Origin of the sequence: Collimonas humicola (genome assembly GCF_018304945.1) — a bacterium.
GTDB classification, from domain to species: Bacteria; Pseudomonadota; Gammaproteobacteria; order Burkholderiales; family Burkholderiaceae_D; genus Collimonas; species Collimonas humicola.
Window position 1 is genome coordinate 41,874 of record NZ_JAGQEE010000005.1, and the last position, 14,845, is coordinate 56,718.

Sequence of the window (14,845 nt, forward strand, 5' to 3'; positions counted from 1 at the left end):
TCGACTTCAATAAAAAAGTGATTAGTAAGACCAGCCAAGTGTTTTTACACTGGCTTCGGTATTTGTTCTCTCGGGAACGGCCTTGCAAGGGGAGCCAGAGACAGCTTATTTTCTATGTAGTAATATTGAAATGGATATCGAAATAATGAAAAAATTCATTTGTTTGATATCAGTGATGTTCGTAAGATAGCGAGGAAATCCACCAGGAAAGGTCTATATTGACAGTTTCGGCATTGCTGTTTGGAAAATACCATGCTGTACCTGCACAACTTCCATCGCTGACCGGACCAACCATGCAGTAGCAGTCGCTTCACCATGTTCTGATAGAAAATCAAAATAACTCAAGGAGACAAGCTGTGAAAATGATTAAGACAACGATTGTTGGCGTAATGATAGGCATGTTCGGCCTGGTGTCCCACGCCAGCGCGCAGGATAAGGGCCTGATCGGGATCTCGATGCCGACCAAATCTTCCGCCCGCTGGATCGCCGATGGCGACAATATGGTCAAGGTGTTCAAGGAAAAGGGCTACAAGACCGACCTGCAATACGCGGAAGACGACATCCCGAACCAGCTGGCGCAGATTGAAAACATGGTGACCAAGGGCGTGAAAGTCCTGGTGATCGCGGCGATCGACGGCACCACGCTGACCAATGCCCTGCAAAAAGCCGCCGACAAGGGCGTCAAGATCATCGCCTATGACCGCCTGATCCGCAACTCCAAGAACGTCGATTACTACGCGACCTTCGACAACTTCCAGGTCGGCGTGCTGCAAGCGAGCTATATTGAAAAAGCGCTGGACCTGAAGGGCGGCAAGGGCCCGTTCAATATCGAACTGTTCGGCGGCTCGGCCGACGACAACAACGCCTTCTTCTTCTACAACGGCGCGATGTCGGTGCTGCAGCCATACATCGACAAAGGCAAGCTGGTAGTGCGCAGCAAGCAGGCAGGCATGGACAAGGTATCCACCTTGCGCTGGGATGGCGCGGTCGCCCAGGCGCGCATGGATAACCTGCTCAGCGCCTACTACGGCAATGCCCACGTGGATGCGGTGCTGTCGCCGTATGACGGCATCAGCATCGGTATCCTGTCCTCTCTCAAAGGCGTCGGCTACGGCACGCCCAAGCAGCCGATGCCTGTCGTGACCGGCCAGGACGCCGAGATTCCTTCGGTGAAATCGATCCTGCGCGGCGAGCAGCGCCAGACCGTGTTCAAGGACACGCGTGAGCTGGCCAAGGTCACGGCTGGCATGGTGGATGCGGAGCTGAGCGGAAAAACACCGGCCATCAACGATACCAAGACCTATAACAACGGCGTCAAGGTCGTGCCTTCCTACCTGCTGAAACCGGTCAGCGTTGACGCTTCCAACTGGAAGCCGGTGCTGATCGGCAGCGGCTATTACACTGAGAGCCAGATCAAATAAGCATCGGGCGCATCGCCACGGCGCGATGGCTTGAAGATCTTGTTTGACCGGACCTTGCAGCGCGCCCGCCGCTGTTGCAAGGTCCGTTTGTCAGGCGCCGGCGACATTGTGCGCGGTATCGGGTAAGGGGGCTCCAGGAACCGCGCAGCGGATTCTTGGAGATTCCCGCAAGTGAGGTAACACAGATGGAAACTATCCTGGAGATGCGCGGGATCGGGAAGACATTCCCGGGAGTCAAAGCATTAGACAACGTCAATCTGGTAGTGCGCAGCGGCGAGATCCACGCCGTGGTCGGCGAAAACGGCGCCGGCAAGTCGACCTTGATGAAAGTGCTGAGCGGAGTCTATCCGCATGGCAGCTACACCGGCGATATCCACTATCAAGGGCAGACGCGAAAATTCGAAGGCATCGCCGACAGCGAAGAATGCGGCATCATCATCATCCATCAGGAACTGGCCTTGGTGCCCCTGCTGTCGATCACCGAAAATATCTTCCTCGGCAATGAACAGGCGAAACATGGCGTGATCGACTGGGCCGGCTCCTACGCCAAGACCAAGGAGCTGCTGGTGAAAGTCGGCCTCAAGGAATCGCCCAACGCGCTGATCACCAATCTCGGCGTCGGCAAGCAGCAACTGATTGAAATCGCCAAGGCGCTCTCCAAGCAGGTCAAGCTGCTGATCCTGGACGAGCCTACCGCCAGCCTGAACGAGAGCGACAGCGACGCCTTGCTGGAATTGCTGCTGGAACTCAAGGCGCAGGGCATTTCCTCGATCCTGATTTCGCACAAGCTCAACGAGATTTCCAAGGTCGCCGATTCGATCACCATCCTGCGCGACGGCAGCACGGTCGATACGCTTGACTGCCACAAGGAAGTGATCAGCGAAGACCGCATCATCCAGAACATGGTTGGCCGCGAGATGGCCGACCGCTATCCCAAGCGCAGCCCGCAGATAGGCGAGACCATCTTCGAGGTCAGGCAGTGGCGCGTGCATCACCCCATCCATCCGGAGCGGCAGGTGATCAAGGGCGTCGATTTCAACGTCAGGAAAGGCGAGATCGTCGGCATCGCCGGCCTGATGGGCGCCGGCCGCACCGAGCTGGCGATGAGCATTTTCGGCCGCGCCTACGGCCAGCGCATCAGCGGCAAGGTTTTCTTGCGGGGCAAGGAAATCGATGTCAGCACCGTGCAGAAAGCCATCGACAACGGCATCGCCTATGTCACCGAAGACCGCAAGGGCTACGGCCTGATCCTCGACCAGGACATCAAGAAGAATATCTCGCTCGCCAACCTGGATGGCGTGGCGGACAAGACCGTGATCGACGAAGGGCGCGAATACTCGGTGGCCGCGGACTATCGCCGCCAGCTGAAAATCCGCTGTTCCAACGTGTTCCAGAAAGTGCTCAACCTGTCGGGCGGCAACCAGCAGAAAGTAGTCCTCAGCAAGTGGCTGTTTTCCAACCCGGACGTGCTGATACTGGATGAGCCGACGCGCGGCATCGACGTCGGCGCCAAGTACGAGATCTATACCATCATCAGCCAGCTGGCCAGCGAAGGAAAATGCATCATCATGATTTCATCGGAAATGCCGGAACTGCTCGGCATGTGCGACCGCGTCTATGTCATGAACGAAGGCAATTTCGTCGGTGAACTGGCGGCGGCGGAAGCGTCGCAAGAAAAAATCATGCGTGCGATAGTAAGGAATGTGAAGAATGATGGAGACAACTGAAATGAACAACGATATCGTAGCGCCCGCAGCCAGTGACAACCGGGCCCAGCCTTTGCCAGACAAGAAAGAGTATGCCGGCTTCCTGAAAAACAATATGCGCGAATACGGCATGCTGATGTCGCTGATCGCGATCATGGCGTTTTTCCAGTACATGACCAACGGCACCCTGATGGAGCCGCTCAACCTGACCAACCTGGTGCTGCAGAACAGCTACATCGTCATCATGGCGCTCGGCATGCTGATGGTGATCGTGGCCGGCCATATCGACCTGTCGGTGGGTTCGGTGGTCGGCTTCATCGGCGCGCTGGCGGCGGTGCTGATCGTCAACCTGCATGTCAACTTCGTCCTCGCCGGTATCCTGTGCATCCTGGCCGGCGGCGTGATCGGCGCGGCGCAAGGCTATTGGGTGGCGTTTTTCAAGATTCCGTCCTTCATCGTCACGCTGGCCGGGATGCTGGTGTTCAAGGGTTTGACGCTGGCGCTGCTGCAAGGGCAGTCGATCGGCCCGTTCCCGGATGATTTCCAGATGCTGAGCTCGGGCTTCATTCCCGATCTGTTCAACGGCGCCGACCTGCGCATCACGTCCTTGCTGGTCGGCGTACTGGTGGCGGCGATCATGATTTTCGTCAAGGTGCGCGCTCGCGCCAAGCAAAGCAAGCACGGCATGGAAGACGAACCTTATCTGTTCTTCATCCTGAAGAACGCCATCTTCGCCGGCGTCATCATTTTCTTCAGCTATCTGCTGGCCTCCTACAAGGGCATGCCGAATGTGCTGATCATCATGTTCCTGCTGATGGTGGTGTACACCTTCGTGGCCAACCGCACCACCATCGGCCGCCGCATCTACGCGGTGGGCGGCAACGAGAAGGCGGCCAAGCTGTCCGGCATCAAGACTTCCAGGGTGTCGTTCTATACCTTCATCAACATGGGCATGCTGGCGGCGCTGGCCGGCCTGATTTTCGCGGCGCGCCTGAATACCGCCACGCCCAAGGCCGGCACCGGCTTCGAGCTGGACGTGATCGCTGCCTGCTTCATCGGCGGCGCTTCGGCCTCGGGCGGCGTCGGCAAGGTCATGGGCGCGGTCATCGGCGCCTTCGTCATGGGCGTGATGAACAACGGCATGTCGATCATGGGCATCGGCATCGACTACCAGCAGGTGATCAAGGGCCTGGTGCTGCTGGCGGCGGTGTTTGTCGACGTCTATAACAAGAACAAGTAAGAGCACAAATGAGCGCGCAAATAAGCGCACACAATTTACGAGGAAGCCACAGATGACAGTCGATAAGAAACGCCCGCTGCGCTCGGCCGAATGGTTCGGCAGCAACGACAAGAACGGCATGATGTACCGCAGCTGGATGAAGAACCAGGGCATTCCGGATCATGAATTCCAGGGCAAGCCGATCATCGGCATCTGCAACACCTGGTCCGAACTGACGCCCTGCAATGCGCACTTCCGCAAGATCGCCGAGCACGTCAAGCGCGGCATTTCCGAAGCCGGCGGCTTCCCGGTCGAGTTTCCGGTATTTTCCAACGGCGAGTCGAACCTGCGGCCGACCGCCATGCTGACGCGCAACCTGGCCAGCATGGATGTAGAAGAATCGATACGCGGCAATCCTATGGATGCGGTGGTGCTGCTGGTCGGCTGTGACAAGACCACGCCGGCCTTGCTGATGGGCGCAGCCAGCTGCGACGTGCCGGCGATTGTGGTCACCGGCGGGCCGATGTTGAACGGCAAGCACGAAGGCAAGGACCTGGGCTCAGGCACCGCCGTCTGGCAGCTGAGCGAAGCGGTCAAGGCCGGCCAGATCAGCATGCACCAGTTCCTGGCGGCGGAATCCGGCATGTCGCGTTCGGCCGGCACCTGCAACACCATGGGCACGGCTTCGACCATGGCGTGCATGGCCGAGGCGCTGGGCACATCGTTGCCGCATAACGCCGCGATTCCGGCGGTCGACGCGCGCCGCTACGTGCTGGCGCACATGTCCGGCATGCGCATCGTCGACATGGTGTGGGAAGACTTGCGCCTGTCGAAAATCCTCACGCGCGAAGCCTTCGAAAACGCCATCCGCGTCAATGCCGCGATCGGCGGCTCGACCAACGCCGTGATCCATCTGAAAGCCATCGCCGCCCGCATCGGCGTGCCTCTGGAGCTGGAAGACTGGACCCGCATCGGGCGCGGCACGCCGACCCTGGTCGACTTGCAGCCGTCGGGCCGCTTCCTGATGGAAGAGTTCTATTATGCCGGCGGCTTGCCTGGCGTCTTGCGCCGTCTTGGCGAAGCCGGGCTGCTGCCGCACAAGGACGCCCTGACGGTGAACGGCAAATCGCTGTGGGAAAACAACCAGGACGCGCCCATCTACAACGATGAAGTGATCCGCGTCATCGACAAGCCGCTGATCGCCGACGGCGGCATCTGCATCCTGCGCGGCAACCTGGCGCCGCGCGGCGCCGTGCTCAAGCCATCGGCGGCGACGCCGGAGCTGATGAAGCATCGCGGCAAGGCCGTGGTGTTCGAGGATTTCGACCACTACAAGAAACGCATCAACGATCCCGAACTGGAAGTAGATGCGAGTTCGGTGCTGGTCATGAAGAACTGCGGCCCGAAAGGCTATCCCGGCATGGCGGAAGTCGGCAACATGGGTTTGCCGCCGAAACTGCTGGCGCAGGGAATCAAGGACATGGTGCGCATTTCCGACGCTCGCATGAGCGGCACCGCCTACGGCACGGTGGTCTTGCACGTAGCGCCGGAAGCGGCTGCCGGCGGCCCGCTGGGGATCGTCGAAGACGGCGACTGGATCGAACTGGATTGCGAAGCTGGGCGCTTGCACCTGGATATCAGCGAAGCCGAGATGGCGCAGCGCCAGACTGCACGGGCGGCCGTCAATGCCGAGACAGTGACCGCCCACAGCGGCTATCAGCGCCTCTACATCGACCGGGTGCTGCAAGCCGATGAAGGCTGCGATTTCGATTTCCTGGTCGGCTGCCGCGGCTCGGCGGTTCCCAAGCATTCCCACTGACAAGCAGGCAGATAGACAGACTGGAGCAGTACATGTTGTTGGTTCAATTCAAGCAAGCCGATGGCCAGCGCCGCATCGGCGTACTGGAAGACGAAGGCCGGAAGATTCGCGCGGTTGACGGCTATGCCTCGACCTACGATCTGGCGCAGGCGGCGATTGCCGCGCGCAGCACGCTGAAAAAACTGGTCGACGCAGCATTGGGCGCTACCGAACTGGACTACGCCACGGTAGCGCGCGCCGGACGCCTGCTGCCGCCGCTCGACCATGGCGACAGCGCGCATTGCTACGTCACCGGCACCGGCCTCACCCACCTGGGCAGCGCCGACGGCCGCGACGCCATGCACAAGAAAATCAGCGATGTCGATACGCTCACCGACAGCATGAAAATGTTCCGCATGGGACTGGAAGGCGGCAAGCCGGCGGCCGGCCAGGCCGGCGTCCAGCCGGAATGGTTCTACAAGGGCGACGGCAGCATCGTCCGTGCCGCCGAACAGCCCTTGGACATGCCGCAGTTTGCGCTGGATGGCGGCGAAGAGCCGGAAATCGCCGCCCTGTACGTGATCGGACCGGACGGCGCGCCTTACCGGCTCGGATTCGCCATCGGCAACGAATTTTCCGATCATGTCACCGAGCGCCAGAACTATCTGTACCTGGCCCATTCCAAGCTGCGCGTGTGCGCGGTCGGACCGGCCTTGCTGGTGGGCGACTTGCCGCGGTACGTGGCGGGCATGTCGCGCATCCTCGACAGCCGTGGCGAGGTGCGCTGGGAAAAGCCCTTCGTCAGCGGCGAGGACAATATGTCGCATACGGTCGCCAACCTGGAATACCACCATTTCAAGTACCCGCTGTTCCGCCGCCCGGGCGATGTGCATATCCACTTTTTCGGCACCGCCACCCTGAGCTGCGCCGACGGCATCCAGGTGGCGCCCGGCGAAACCTTCGAGATCGACGTCGCCGCTTTCGGTCCGCCCTTGCGTAACCGGCTGGCGCTGGAGACGGTGCCGGCGCCGCAGATCCATCAGCTGTAAGCCAGCCATCCACATTTCGGGAAAACCATGAATATCACAGGCGAGTCGCTGATCGGCGCCTCTTGCATCAAGGGCGGCGGCGCGGATTTTTTTGCGTTCGATCCGGCTGCCGGCAAGGATCTTGAACCGGCGTTCCATACCGCCGGCAAAGCTGAAATAGACTGTGCCTGCGAGCTGGCGCGCATCGCTTTCGATCCTTACCGCGCCACCGCCCCGGAAACCCGCGCGCGCTTCCTTGAAAGCATTGCCCACAACATTATCGGGCTGGGCGACCAGCTGATCGAACGCGCCATGCAGGAAAGCGGCCTGCCTAGGGCAAGGCTGGAGGGCGAGCGCGGCCGCACCGTCGGCCAGCTTAAATTGTTTGCGGAAGTGCTGCGCGAAGGTTCCTGGCAGGATGCCCGCATCGATCCCGCGATGCCGGAGCGCCAGCCCTTGCCGCGCGTCGACCTGCGCCTGCGCATGATCGCGCTGGGGCCGGTGGCGGTATTCGGCGCCAGCAATTTTCCGCTGGCGTTTTCGGTCGCGGGCGGCGATACCGCGGCGGCGCTGGCGGCTGGCTGCCCGGTGGTGGTCAAGGCGCATCCGGCTCATCCCGGCACGTCGGAACTGGTGGGCAGGGCGGTCCAGCAGGCGGTGGCCGCTGCCGGCTTGCCGGAAGGCGTGTTTTCTTTGCTGACGGGAACCGGCAACCAGCTTGGTGCGGAACTGGTGCGCCATGCGGCGATCCAGGCCGTCGGCTTTACCGGTTCACGCCAGGGCGGGCTGGCGCTGATGGCGGTGGCTGCCGCACGTCCGCAGCCGATTCCGGTGTACGCGGAAATGAGCAGCATCAATCCGGTCTTCCTGCTGCCGCAGGCGCTGGCGGAAAAAGCCGAGGCGCTTGCGGCCGGCTTTGTCGATTCGCTGCTGCTGGGGGTCGGCCAGTTCTGCACCAATCCCGGCCTGGCGCTGGCGCTCGCAGGGCCCGACCTGGAGCGCTTCACCGCGACCGCAGCCGAGCAGCTGGCGCAACGGCATGCCGGCACCATGCTGTCGGCAGGCATCCAGCGCGCTTATGAGCAGGGCGTCGGCCGCCTGGCAAGCAATCCGCATGCGCGCCAGCTGAGCCATGGCATCGCCGGCGATGCCGGCAAGGCCGGTGGGGGCGTGCCGGCCTTGTTCGCCGCCAGCGCCGAGGATTTCCTGGCCGATCCGCAATTGTCGGAAGAAGTGTTCGGTCCGGCTTCCTTGCTGATCGCCTGCAAGGATGTGGCGCAGATGCGCGAGGTCGCCGAACATCTGGAAGGGCAGCTGACCGCGACCCTGCAGATGAACGATGGGGATCATGCGACGGCGCGCGAACTGCTGCCGGTGCTGGAGCGCAAGGTTGGGCGCATCCTGGCGAACGGTTTTCCGACCGGCGTTGAAGTTTCGTATTCGATGGTGCACGGCGGCCCTTTCCCGGCGACGTCGGACAGCCGCAGCACCTCGGTCGGCACGGCCGCCATCCAGCGTTTCCTGCGGCCGGTGTCCTACCAGAACCTGCCGCAGGCGCTGTTGCCGGCGGCAGTACAGGACGGTAATCCGCTGGCGATCTGGCAGCGCATCAACGGACAGCTGAAGAAATAAGCGGGATCTGTCCGCAATACATTACACAGGAGCAGACATGTCGGCGGTAAAGAATGTTGGAGGCGATAAGCTGGCGCATTTCCCCAGCTTGAAAGGCAAGAGCGTATTCGTCACAGGCGGCGGCAGCGGCATCGGCGAAGCGATTGTCAGCGCCTTTGCGGAGCAAGGCGCGCGGGTGGCGTTTGTCGATATCGAGACGGCCGCCAGCGAAGCGCTGTGCCAGCGGCTGGCCGATGCCGGCTTCAGCAGGCCGTTGTTCCGTCATTGCGACATCCGCGACATCCCGGCTTTGCAAGCTGCCATGCAAGCCATGGCGCAAGAGCTGGGCGATTTCGATGTGCTGGTCAACAATGCCGCCAACGACCAGCGCCATCAGTGGCAGGATGTCACCGTCGACTATTGGAACGACCGCATCGCCATCAACCAGCGCCCCATGTTTTTCACCTGCCAGGCGGTCGCTCCGGGCATGCAGAAAAAAGGCGGCGGGGCTATCATCAATCTGAGCTCCATCAGCTGGCACCTGTCCAATGGCGGCTATCCGGTCTACACCACGGCGAAGGCGGCGGTGGTCGGCCTCACCCGCGGCCTGGCGCGCGATCTCGGCCCGCACAATATCCGCGTCAATACCGTCTCGCCCGGCTGGGTGATGACGGAACGGCAGGTCGCCTTGTGGCTGGATGCCGCCGGCGAGGAAGACATCAAGCGCAACCAGTGCCTGCCCGGCAAGCTGCAACCCTGGCACCTGGCGCGCATGGTGCTGTTCCTGGCGGCGGACGACAGCGCCATGTGCACCGCCCAGGAATTCATCGTTGACGCCGGCTGGGCCTGACCACCGGCGCCTGCTATCGGATCGTGCCCAGCCAGGCGCGCAGTTCCGGCGTATCGTAAGCGACGTTAAAGCGCAGCCAGGCGCTGGGCCGGTGATCGGGATCGAAGGCGCTGCCCGGCGCGAACCAGAAGCCGGCGGCGGCCGCTTCCTGCGCCAGCAGCAGGGAATCCTTGCCGGCCGGATGACGGCACCAGATGAACATGCCTTGCGCCGTCGTTGAATACATTTGCCAGCCGTTATCCGACAGCAGCTGCTGCAAGCCGCTCCGGCCCTGTTGCAGGCGCGCGCGCAGCTGAGCCAGATGGCGCTCGTAGTGGCCATGCGTCAGCACCTGGTAGACCGTCTGTTCGACGAATTCCGAAGTGGTGATGCTGATCATCAGCTTGATCCTGGCCAGCGTTTGCAGCAGCGGCGCCGCTGCCGCGATATAGCCGACCCGCAAGTCGGAAGAGATGGTCTTGCTGAAACCCGAGAGGTAGACCACCCGCTGCAAGCCGTCCAGGCTGGCCAGCCTGGGCGCCTGGTCGACGGCGAAGTCGCTGTAGATGTCGTCGTCGACTATCGTGAAATCGTAATCCTCCGCCAGCCGCAGCAGGCGATGCGCCTTGGCCCAGCTGATGGAACTGCCGGTCGGATTATGCAGCAGCGATTGCATGAAAAACAGGCGCGGCCGCAAGCCGCCGCGCAGCAGGCTTTCCAGCGCATCCAGATCAGGCCCGTCGGCCTGGCGCGGCACTGCCTGCATCGCCATCCCCGACAAGTGCAGCAGGCTGAACAGATTGTAGTAGCCGGGCGCTTCCACCAGCACTGTATCGCCCGCCGCGCAGCAGCAGCGGATCAGCAGCTCCAGGCCGTGCGTGCTGCCGGCTGTCAGCAGGATCTGTTCGGCGCTGCAGTCTATCCCGCGCCGCGCCAGCCTTTGCCGCAGCACCTCGCGCAGCGGCGCATAGCCCAGAGCGGAGCCGTAGCAATACACGTTGGCGGCGGGGCGCGCCGCAACGCTGCGCAAGTGCCGGTGCAAATCCAGTCCTTGCAGCCATTCCTTGGGCAATGCGCCGCTGCCGCATTTCAGCAAGGTGCTCGGTTCCACCAGGCCGCGGATCAGCAGCGCCACATCCAATACCTGCTCCAGGTGCGGCGGCCTGGCCTGGCGCGGCGCTGTGGCGTTGAGCCGCACGTAGTAGCCGGAACCATGGCGCGGATTGAGCAAGCCCATCCCCGCCAGTTCTTCATACGCCGCCAGCACCGCATAGCGGCTGATGCCGAGCTGCGCCGCTTGTGCGCGTATCGACGGCATCTTGCCGCCGGCCGCGAGCCGGCCTTGTTCTATGGCCTGTTTCAGCAACTGGCACAGTTGCTGTTGCGGCGGCAGGAGAGAGTGGCGGTCTAGCGCGATCGGCAGCATGCGGCGGTCCATGGCGAGGCAAGGGATGGCTTGATTATCGAACACTTGCGCTTACTGTGCGAACTGTTCGATAACAATCTGCACAAGTGTTTGACGCCAGGTCCGGCGCCGGCGATATATTTCCATGCAGGCAGCCGCATCGCGGCGGTTACATCCACTTGAAGCACATCGAGGAGATCAGCATGCACGCCGGACAGCAAGGCCGTTTTTCAGAAGCAGAACCGAAACACCAGGTCCACGACGCCGCCACCTTGAGAAGCGCGGCGCAAGTTCTCGACGCTTGTAAGAATGTCAGGGAAATGGCGCAGGAAGTCTCGGCGGCGGTAAAGCGCAACGAGATCTGGCGCGGCCAGCAGTGCCTCAACCTGCTGGCGCCGGAAGCGCCCACCAGTCCTACCGTGCGCAGCCTGCTCTCTTCCGAGATAGGCACACGCGCCGCGGAAGGCCATATCGGGCCGGTCAACCGCTGGTTTGCCGGCACCCGCTATATCGACGAAGTCGAATCCTTATGCATGGAGCTGCTCAAGCGTGCGCTGCGCGCCGAGTATGCCGACCACCGCCTGTGCGCCAGCATGATCGGCAACCTGGCGGTATATACCGCGCTGACCGAGCCCGGCGACACCGTGATGACGGCGCCGCAGCCGTTCGGCGGCCATTCCAGCAACCGCGCCGACGGCCCGGCCGGGGTGCGCGGCCTGAATATCGTCGATATCCCTTTTACGCCGGAGCTGGAAGTCGATCTCGACGCTTTCCGCCGCGTGGCGCAGCAGCACCGGCCGAAGCTGGTCACGCTGGGCATGTCGATGACGCTGTTTGCGCTACCGGCCAAAGAGATCGGCGAGATCATCGCGCCTTGGGGCGGCAAGCTGTTTTTCGACGGCGCCCATCAGCTCGGGCTGATCGCCGGCGGCCAGTTCCAGGATCCGCTGCGCGAGGGGGCGGCGGTGCTTACCGGTTCCGCCGGCAAGACCTGGAGCGGCCCGCAAAGCGGCATCATGGCCTGGAACGATCCCGCCATTACCGAGCGCCTGGCGTGGGCTGTGTTTCCGGTGCTGGCTGCAACCCACCAGGTGAACCGGGTGGCGGCGCTGGCGGTGTCGGCGGCGGAGATGATCGAATTCGGCCAGGTCTACATGGCGCAGATCGTCAGGAATTCACAGGCGCTGGGAGCTGCGCTGGAGCAGCGCGGCATCCCGGTGGTCGGCGCCCGCCGCGGCTATAGCCAGACCCATCAGGTGATTGCCGACGTCAGGCAGTTCGGGGGCGGCCTGGAAGTGGCGCACCAGCTGGCGCGCGCCAACCTGATCACCAACAAGAACCTGATTCCCGGCGATGCCGCCTGCGACTGGGACCGCCCGAGCGGCTTGCGCATCGGCAGCATCGAAGTGACGCGGCTCGGCATGCGGGAAGCGCAGATGGACGACATCGCGGAATTCTTTGCGCGCGTGCTGCTGCGCAACGAGCCGGTAGAACGGGTGCAGCAGGACGTGATCGATTATCGCAGCCAGTACCAGACCCTGTACTACTGCTTTGAGAACGGCTTGCCGCCTGCGGCGCAATCTCAGTAAATCTGCGCGGCGACGTCGCGTATCGTTTGCTGAAGGATGGTCGCGCCCGGCGACAGGATCTGCAGGCGCCGGGTGATGATGCCGAAGCCGTCCATCTTGCAGGGCAGTTCGATCGGCAGGATCGCCAGCACATTGACCTGCACATAGAAGCGCGCCACTTCGGCCGGCATCACATGCAGGAAATCGGTCTGCTGCAGCAGGCTGCCGATCACCAGGATGGCGGTGGTGTCGACCACATTGGCGGGCGGCGCCAGGCCTTCCTTGTGGAACATCATGTCGACCCGGTGGCGCAGGATGCTGCCTTTCGGCGGCAGGATCCAGCCGCTGTCGGCGATATCCTTCAGCTGCAGGCTGGAGACATGGCGCAGCGGATGATCGACCCGCGCCACCACGCATACCGGCTCGTCCGACAGTTCTTCGTATTCGAGATTGCGGTTGTCGTCCTGGTCCATGATGCGCGCCACCAGGAAATCCAGCGAACCGCGCTGCAAGCGCTCCAGCAGGATGTTGCTGCTCTCCACCTCGACGCCGATGCGCAGCATGGGCGCCTGCTGCTTGAGGCGCGCAATGGCCGGCGGCAGCAGCACCATGCCGGGCGACAGGATGGCGCCGACATTGACCTGTCCGGACAGGCCGGATTTCAGCGCCGTGATGTCGTCATGCGCGTGCGACAGGCTGGTCAGCGCCATGCGCGAGTGGCGGATCATCGCTTCGCCGTAGATGGTCGGCCGCATGCCGCGCGGCAGCCGTTCGAACAGCTGCACGTCCAGCATGTCTTCCAGGTCCTTGAGCTGCTTGGAAGCCGCCGGCTGGGTCATGTTGAGTGCTTCGGCGGCGCGGTGGATATTGCGCTCCTCGTCCAGCGCTATCAGCAAGAGCAGCTGGCGGGTTTTCAGGCGGGCGCGCAGGAACCAGTTGGTGTCGTTGGTGGACATGGTTGTCTCTTTCGTTGATGTTTTTGTATGCCGCCGTATCTCTCTCGCCGCGAGGCAGCGCTTAAAATGATACCAAACATAGTATCGATGTGGAGCAAAAATTCATTGGATGGATATCAATCGAATCCTTACTATGGGGCCAGCCTGATCATCAGGCGCATATAAAACAAAATAAATTCAAGGAGACGTATGATGCTTTTCACTACCACCTCGGGAAAACCTCTCAAGGCGCTGGCGGCGACCGCTGCATTCGGCCTGCTAGGCCTGGCTGTCATGCCGGCGCAGGCGCAAACCAATGTCACCATCTACGGCCGGGTCGACGCCGGCGTCGATTACCAAAGCAGCGTCGCCCTGAAGGACGCCAACGGCAACCTGACCGGCCAGACCGGCAGCAAGCTGGCGGCTTCCGGCAACCAGTGGGGCACCAGCATGATCGGCTTCAAGGGGACCGAAGACCTGGGCGGCGGGCTGGGCGCCTTCTTCCTGCTGGAATCGGGCTTCGACGCCACCAAGGGCACCACCAACGGCAGCGCGCTGTTCAATCGGCGTTCGTACGTCGGCCTGAACGGCGGCGCCGGCTCGATCAAGTTCGGCAAGAACCTGTTCATCGTCAACGACATCTGGTACCTCGATCCGACCGGCCAGCAATTCATGGGCACGGCCAGCCTGGTCAAGGGCCGCAACTGGCCGGGCGCCAACAACGTCATCGAATACCAGACGCCGACCTGGAGCGGCTTCAACGCCACTGCCCAGACCAGCCTGGGCGAAAAAGCCGGTTCCACCAAGAACGGCCGCAGCGACGGCATCTCCCTGGTGTACACCAATGGCGGCCTGGAGCTGCGCGGCATCTATGACGTGATCCGCGACACCAATGGCCGCTACACCGATGTCTACACGGCGTCCAAGGACCTGATCGTGGGCGGCACTTACACGATAGACGCGCTGAAGCTGTTTGCCGGCTACGAAAACATCTCGGCGCCGGACACCGCCGCGCCTACTGCGCCCGACAAGCTGAACCACTACTGGATAGGCGCCAACTACGCGGTGACGCCGGCCCTGACCCTGATCGGCGGCGCCTTCCACGCCAAGCTCAATCATGACGCAGGCAGCGCCAGCCTGTTCATGGTCGGCGCCAACTACAACCTGTCGAAACGTACGCTGTTGTACGCGGCCGTCGGCACGGTGCGCAACAAGGGCAATGCCGACTTTGGCACCGAGTTCGACAATCCTTTGCCGGGACATGCACAGAATGGCGGCTATGCCGGCATCAGCCATTCGTTCTGATTTTTTGCTTTAAACTGATG

At 62.1% G+C, this 14,845-nt stretch carries 11 protein-coding genes; 9 read left to right on the forward strand and 2 right to left on the reverse strand.

Annotated features, from left to right (window positions below):
* Positions 1-362 precede the first annotated feature (362 nt).
* From chvE to KHU30_RS16060, 7 genes are all read left to right on the forward strand, one after another.
* Positions 363-1,421 (forward strand): multiple monosaccharide ABC transporter substrate-binding protein, encoded by a 1,059-nt coding sequence (gene chvE, locus KHU30_RS16030; protein WP_211443890.1) that lies wholly within the window; start codon positions 363-365, stop codon positions 1,419-1,421.
* A gap of 185 nt (positions 1,422-1,606) precedes the next feature.
* Positions 1,607-3,148: a multiple monosaccharide ABC transporter ATP-binding protein gene (gene mmsA / locus KHU30_RS16035; protein WP_211443642.1), complete on the forward strand. Its 1,542-nt coding sequence runs from the start codon at positions 1,607-1,609 to the stop codon at positions 3,146-3,148.
* 1 nt (position 3,149) lies between these two features.
* Positions 3,150-4,367 carry a multiple monosaccharide ABC transporter permease gene (gene mmsB / locus KHU30_RS16040; RefSeq protein WP_230411095.1) on the forward strand — a complete coding sequence of 406 codons (1,218 nt, stop codon included), beginning with the start codon at positions 3,150-3,152 and terminating at the stop codon, positions 4,365-4,367.
* Positions 4,368-4,419: 52 nt separating this feature from the next.
* The gene (locus KHU30_RS16045) at positions 4,420-6,165 is read left to right on the forward strand and encodes an IlvD/Edd family dehydratase (protein ID WP_211443643.1); all 1,746 of its coding nucleotides are present in this window, start codon (positions 4,420-4,422) and stop codon (positions 6,163-6,165) included.
* Between the two features lie 32 nt (positions 6,166-6,197).
* The gene (gene araD1 / locus KHU30_RS16050) at positions 6,198-7,193 is read left to right on the forward strand and encodes an AraD1 family protein (protein WP_211443644.1); all 996 of its coding nucleotides are present in this window, start codon (positions 6,198-6,200) and stop codon (positions 7,191-7,193) included.
* A gap of 27 nt (positions 7,194-7,220) precedes the next feature.
* A complete protein-coding gene (locus KHU30_RS16055) occupies positions 7,221-8,804 on the forward strand; it encodes an aldehyde dehydrogenase (NADP(+)) (protein WP_211443645.1) in 1,584 nt (527 codons plus the stop codon).
* Positions 8,805-8,841: 37 nt separating this feature from the next.
* Positions 8,842-9,633, forward strand: coding sequence for an SDR family NAD(P)-dependent oxidoreductase (locus KHU30_RS16060; RefSeq protein ID WP_211443646.1), 792 nt, complete (start codon positions 8,842-8,844; stop codon positions 9,631-9,633).
* Between the two features lie 13 nt (positions 9,634-9,646).
* Here the strand turns inward: KHU30_RS16060 and KHU30_RS16065 are convergent, their stop codons facing one another.
* On the reverse strand, positions 9,647-11,083 hold the full coding sequence (locus KHU30_RS16065) for an aminotransferase-like domain-containing protein (RefSeq protein WP_211443647.1): 1,437 nt from the start codon (positions 11,081-11,083) through the stop codon (positions 9,647-9,649).
* A 137-nt stretch (positions 11,084-11,220) separates the two neighbouring features.
* Here KHU30_RS16065 and KHU30_RS16070 point away from each other — a divergent pair, with 137 nt between their 5' ends.
* Positions 11,221-12,606, forward strand: coding sequence for a serine hydroxymethyltransferase (locus tag KHU30_RS16070; protein ID WP_230427422.1), 1,386 nt, complete (start codon positions 11,221-11,223; stop codon positions 12,604-12,606).
* Here KHU30_RS16070 and KHU30_RS16075 read toward each other — a convergent pair.
* Positions 12,600-13,541 (reverse strand): LysR family transcriptional regulator, encoded by a 942-nt coding sequence (locus tag KHU30_RS16075; RefSeq protein ID WP_211443648.1) that lies wholly within the window; start codon positions 13,539-13,541, stop codon positions 12,600-12,602. The two genes, KHU30_RS16070 and KHU30_RS16075, sit on opposite strands and share 7 nt — an antisense overlap.
* A gap of 192 nt (positions 13,542-13,733) precedes the next feature.
* Here KHU30_RS16075 and KHU30_RS16080 point away from each other — a divergent pair, with 192 nt between their 5' ends.
* Positions 13,734-14,825: a porin gene (locus KHU30_RS16080; RefSeq protein ID WP_211443893.1), complete on the forward strand. Its 1,092-nt coding sequence runs from the start codon at positions 13,734-13,736 to the stop codon at positions 14,823-14,825.
* The last annotated feature ends 20 nt before the right edge of the window (positions 14,826-14,845 follow it).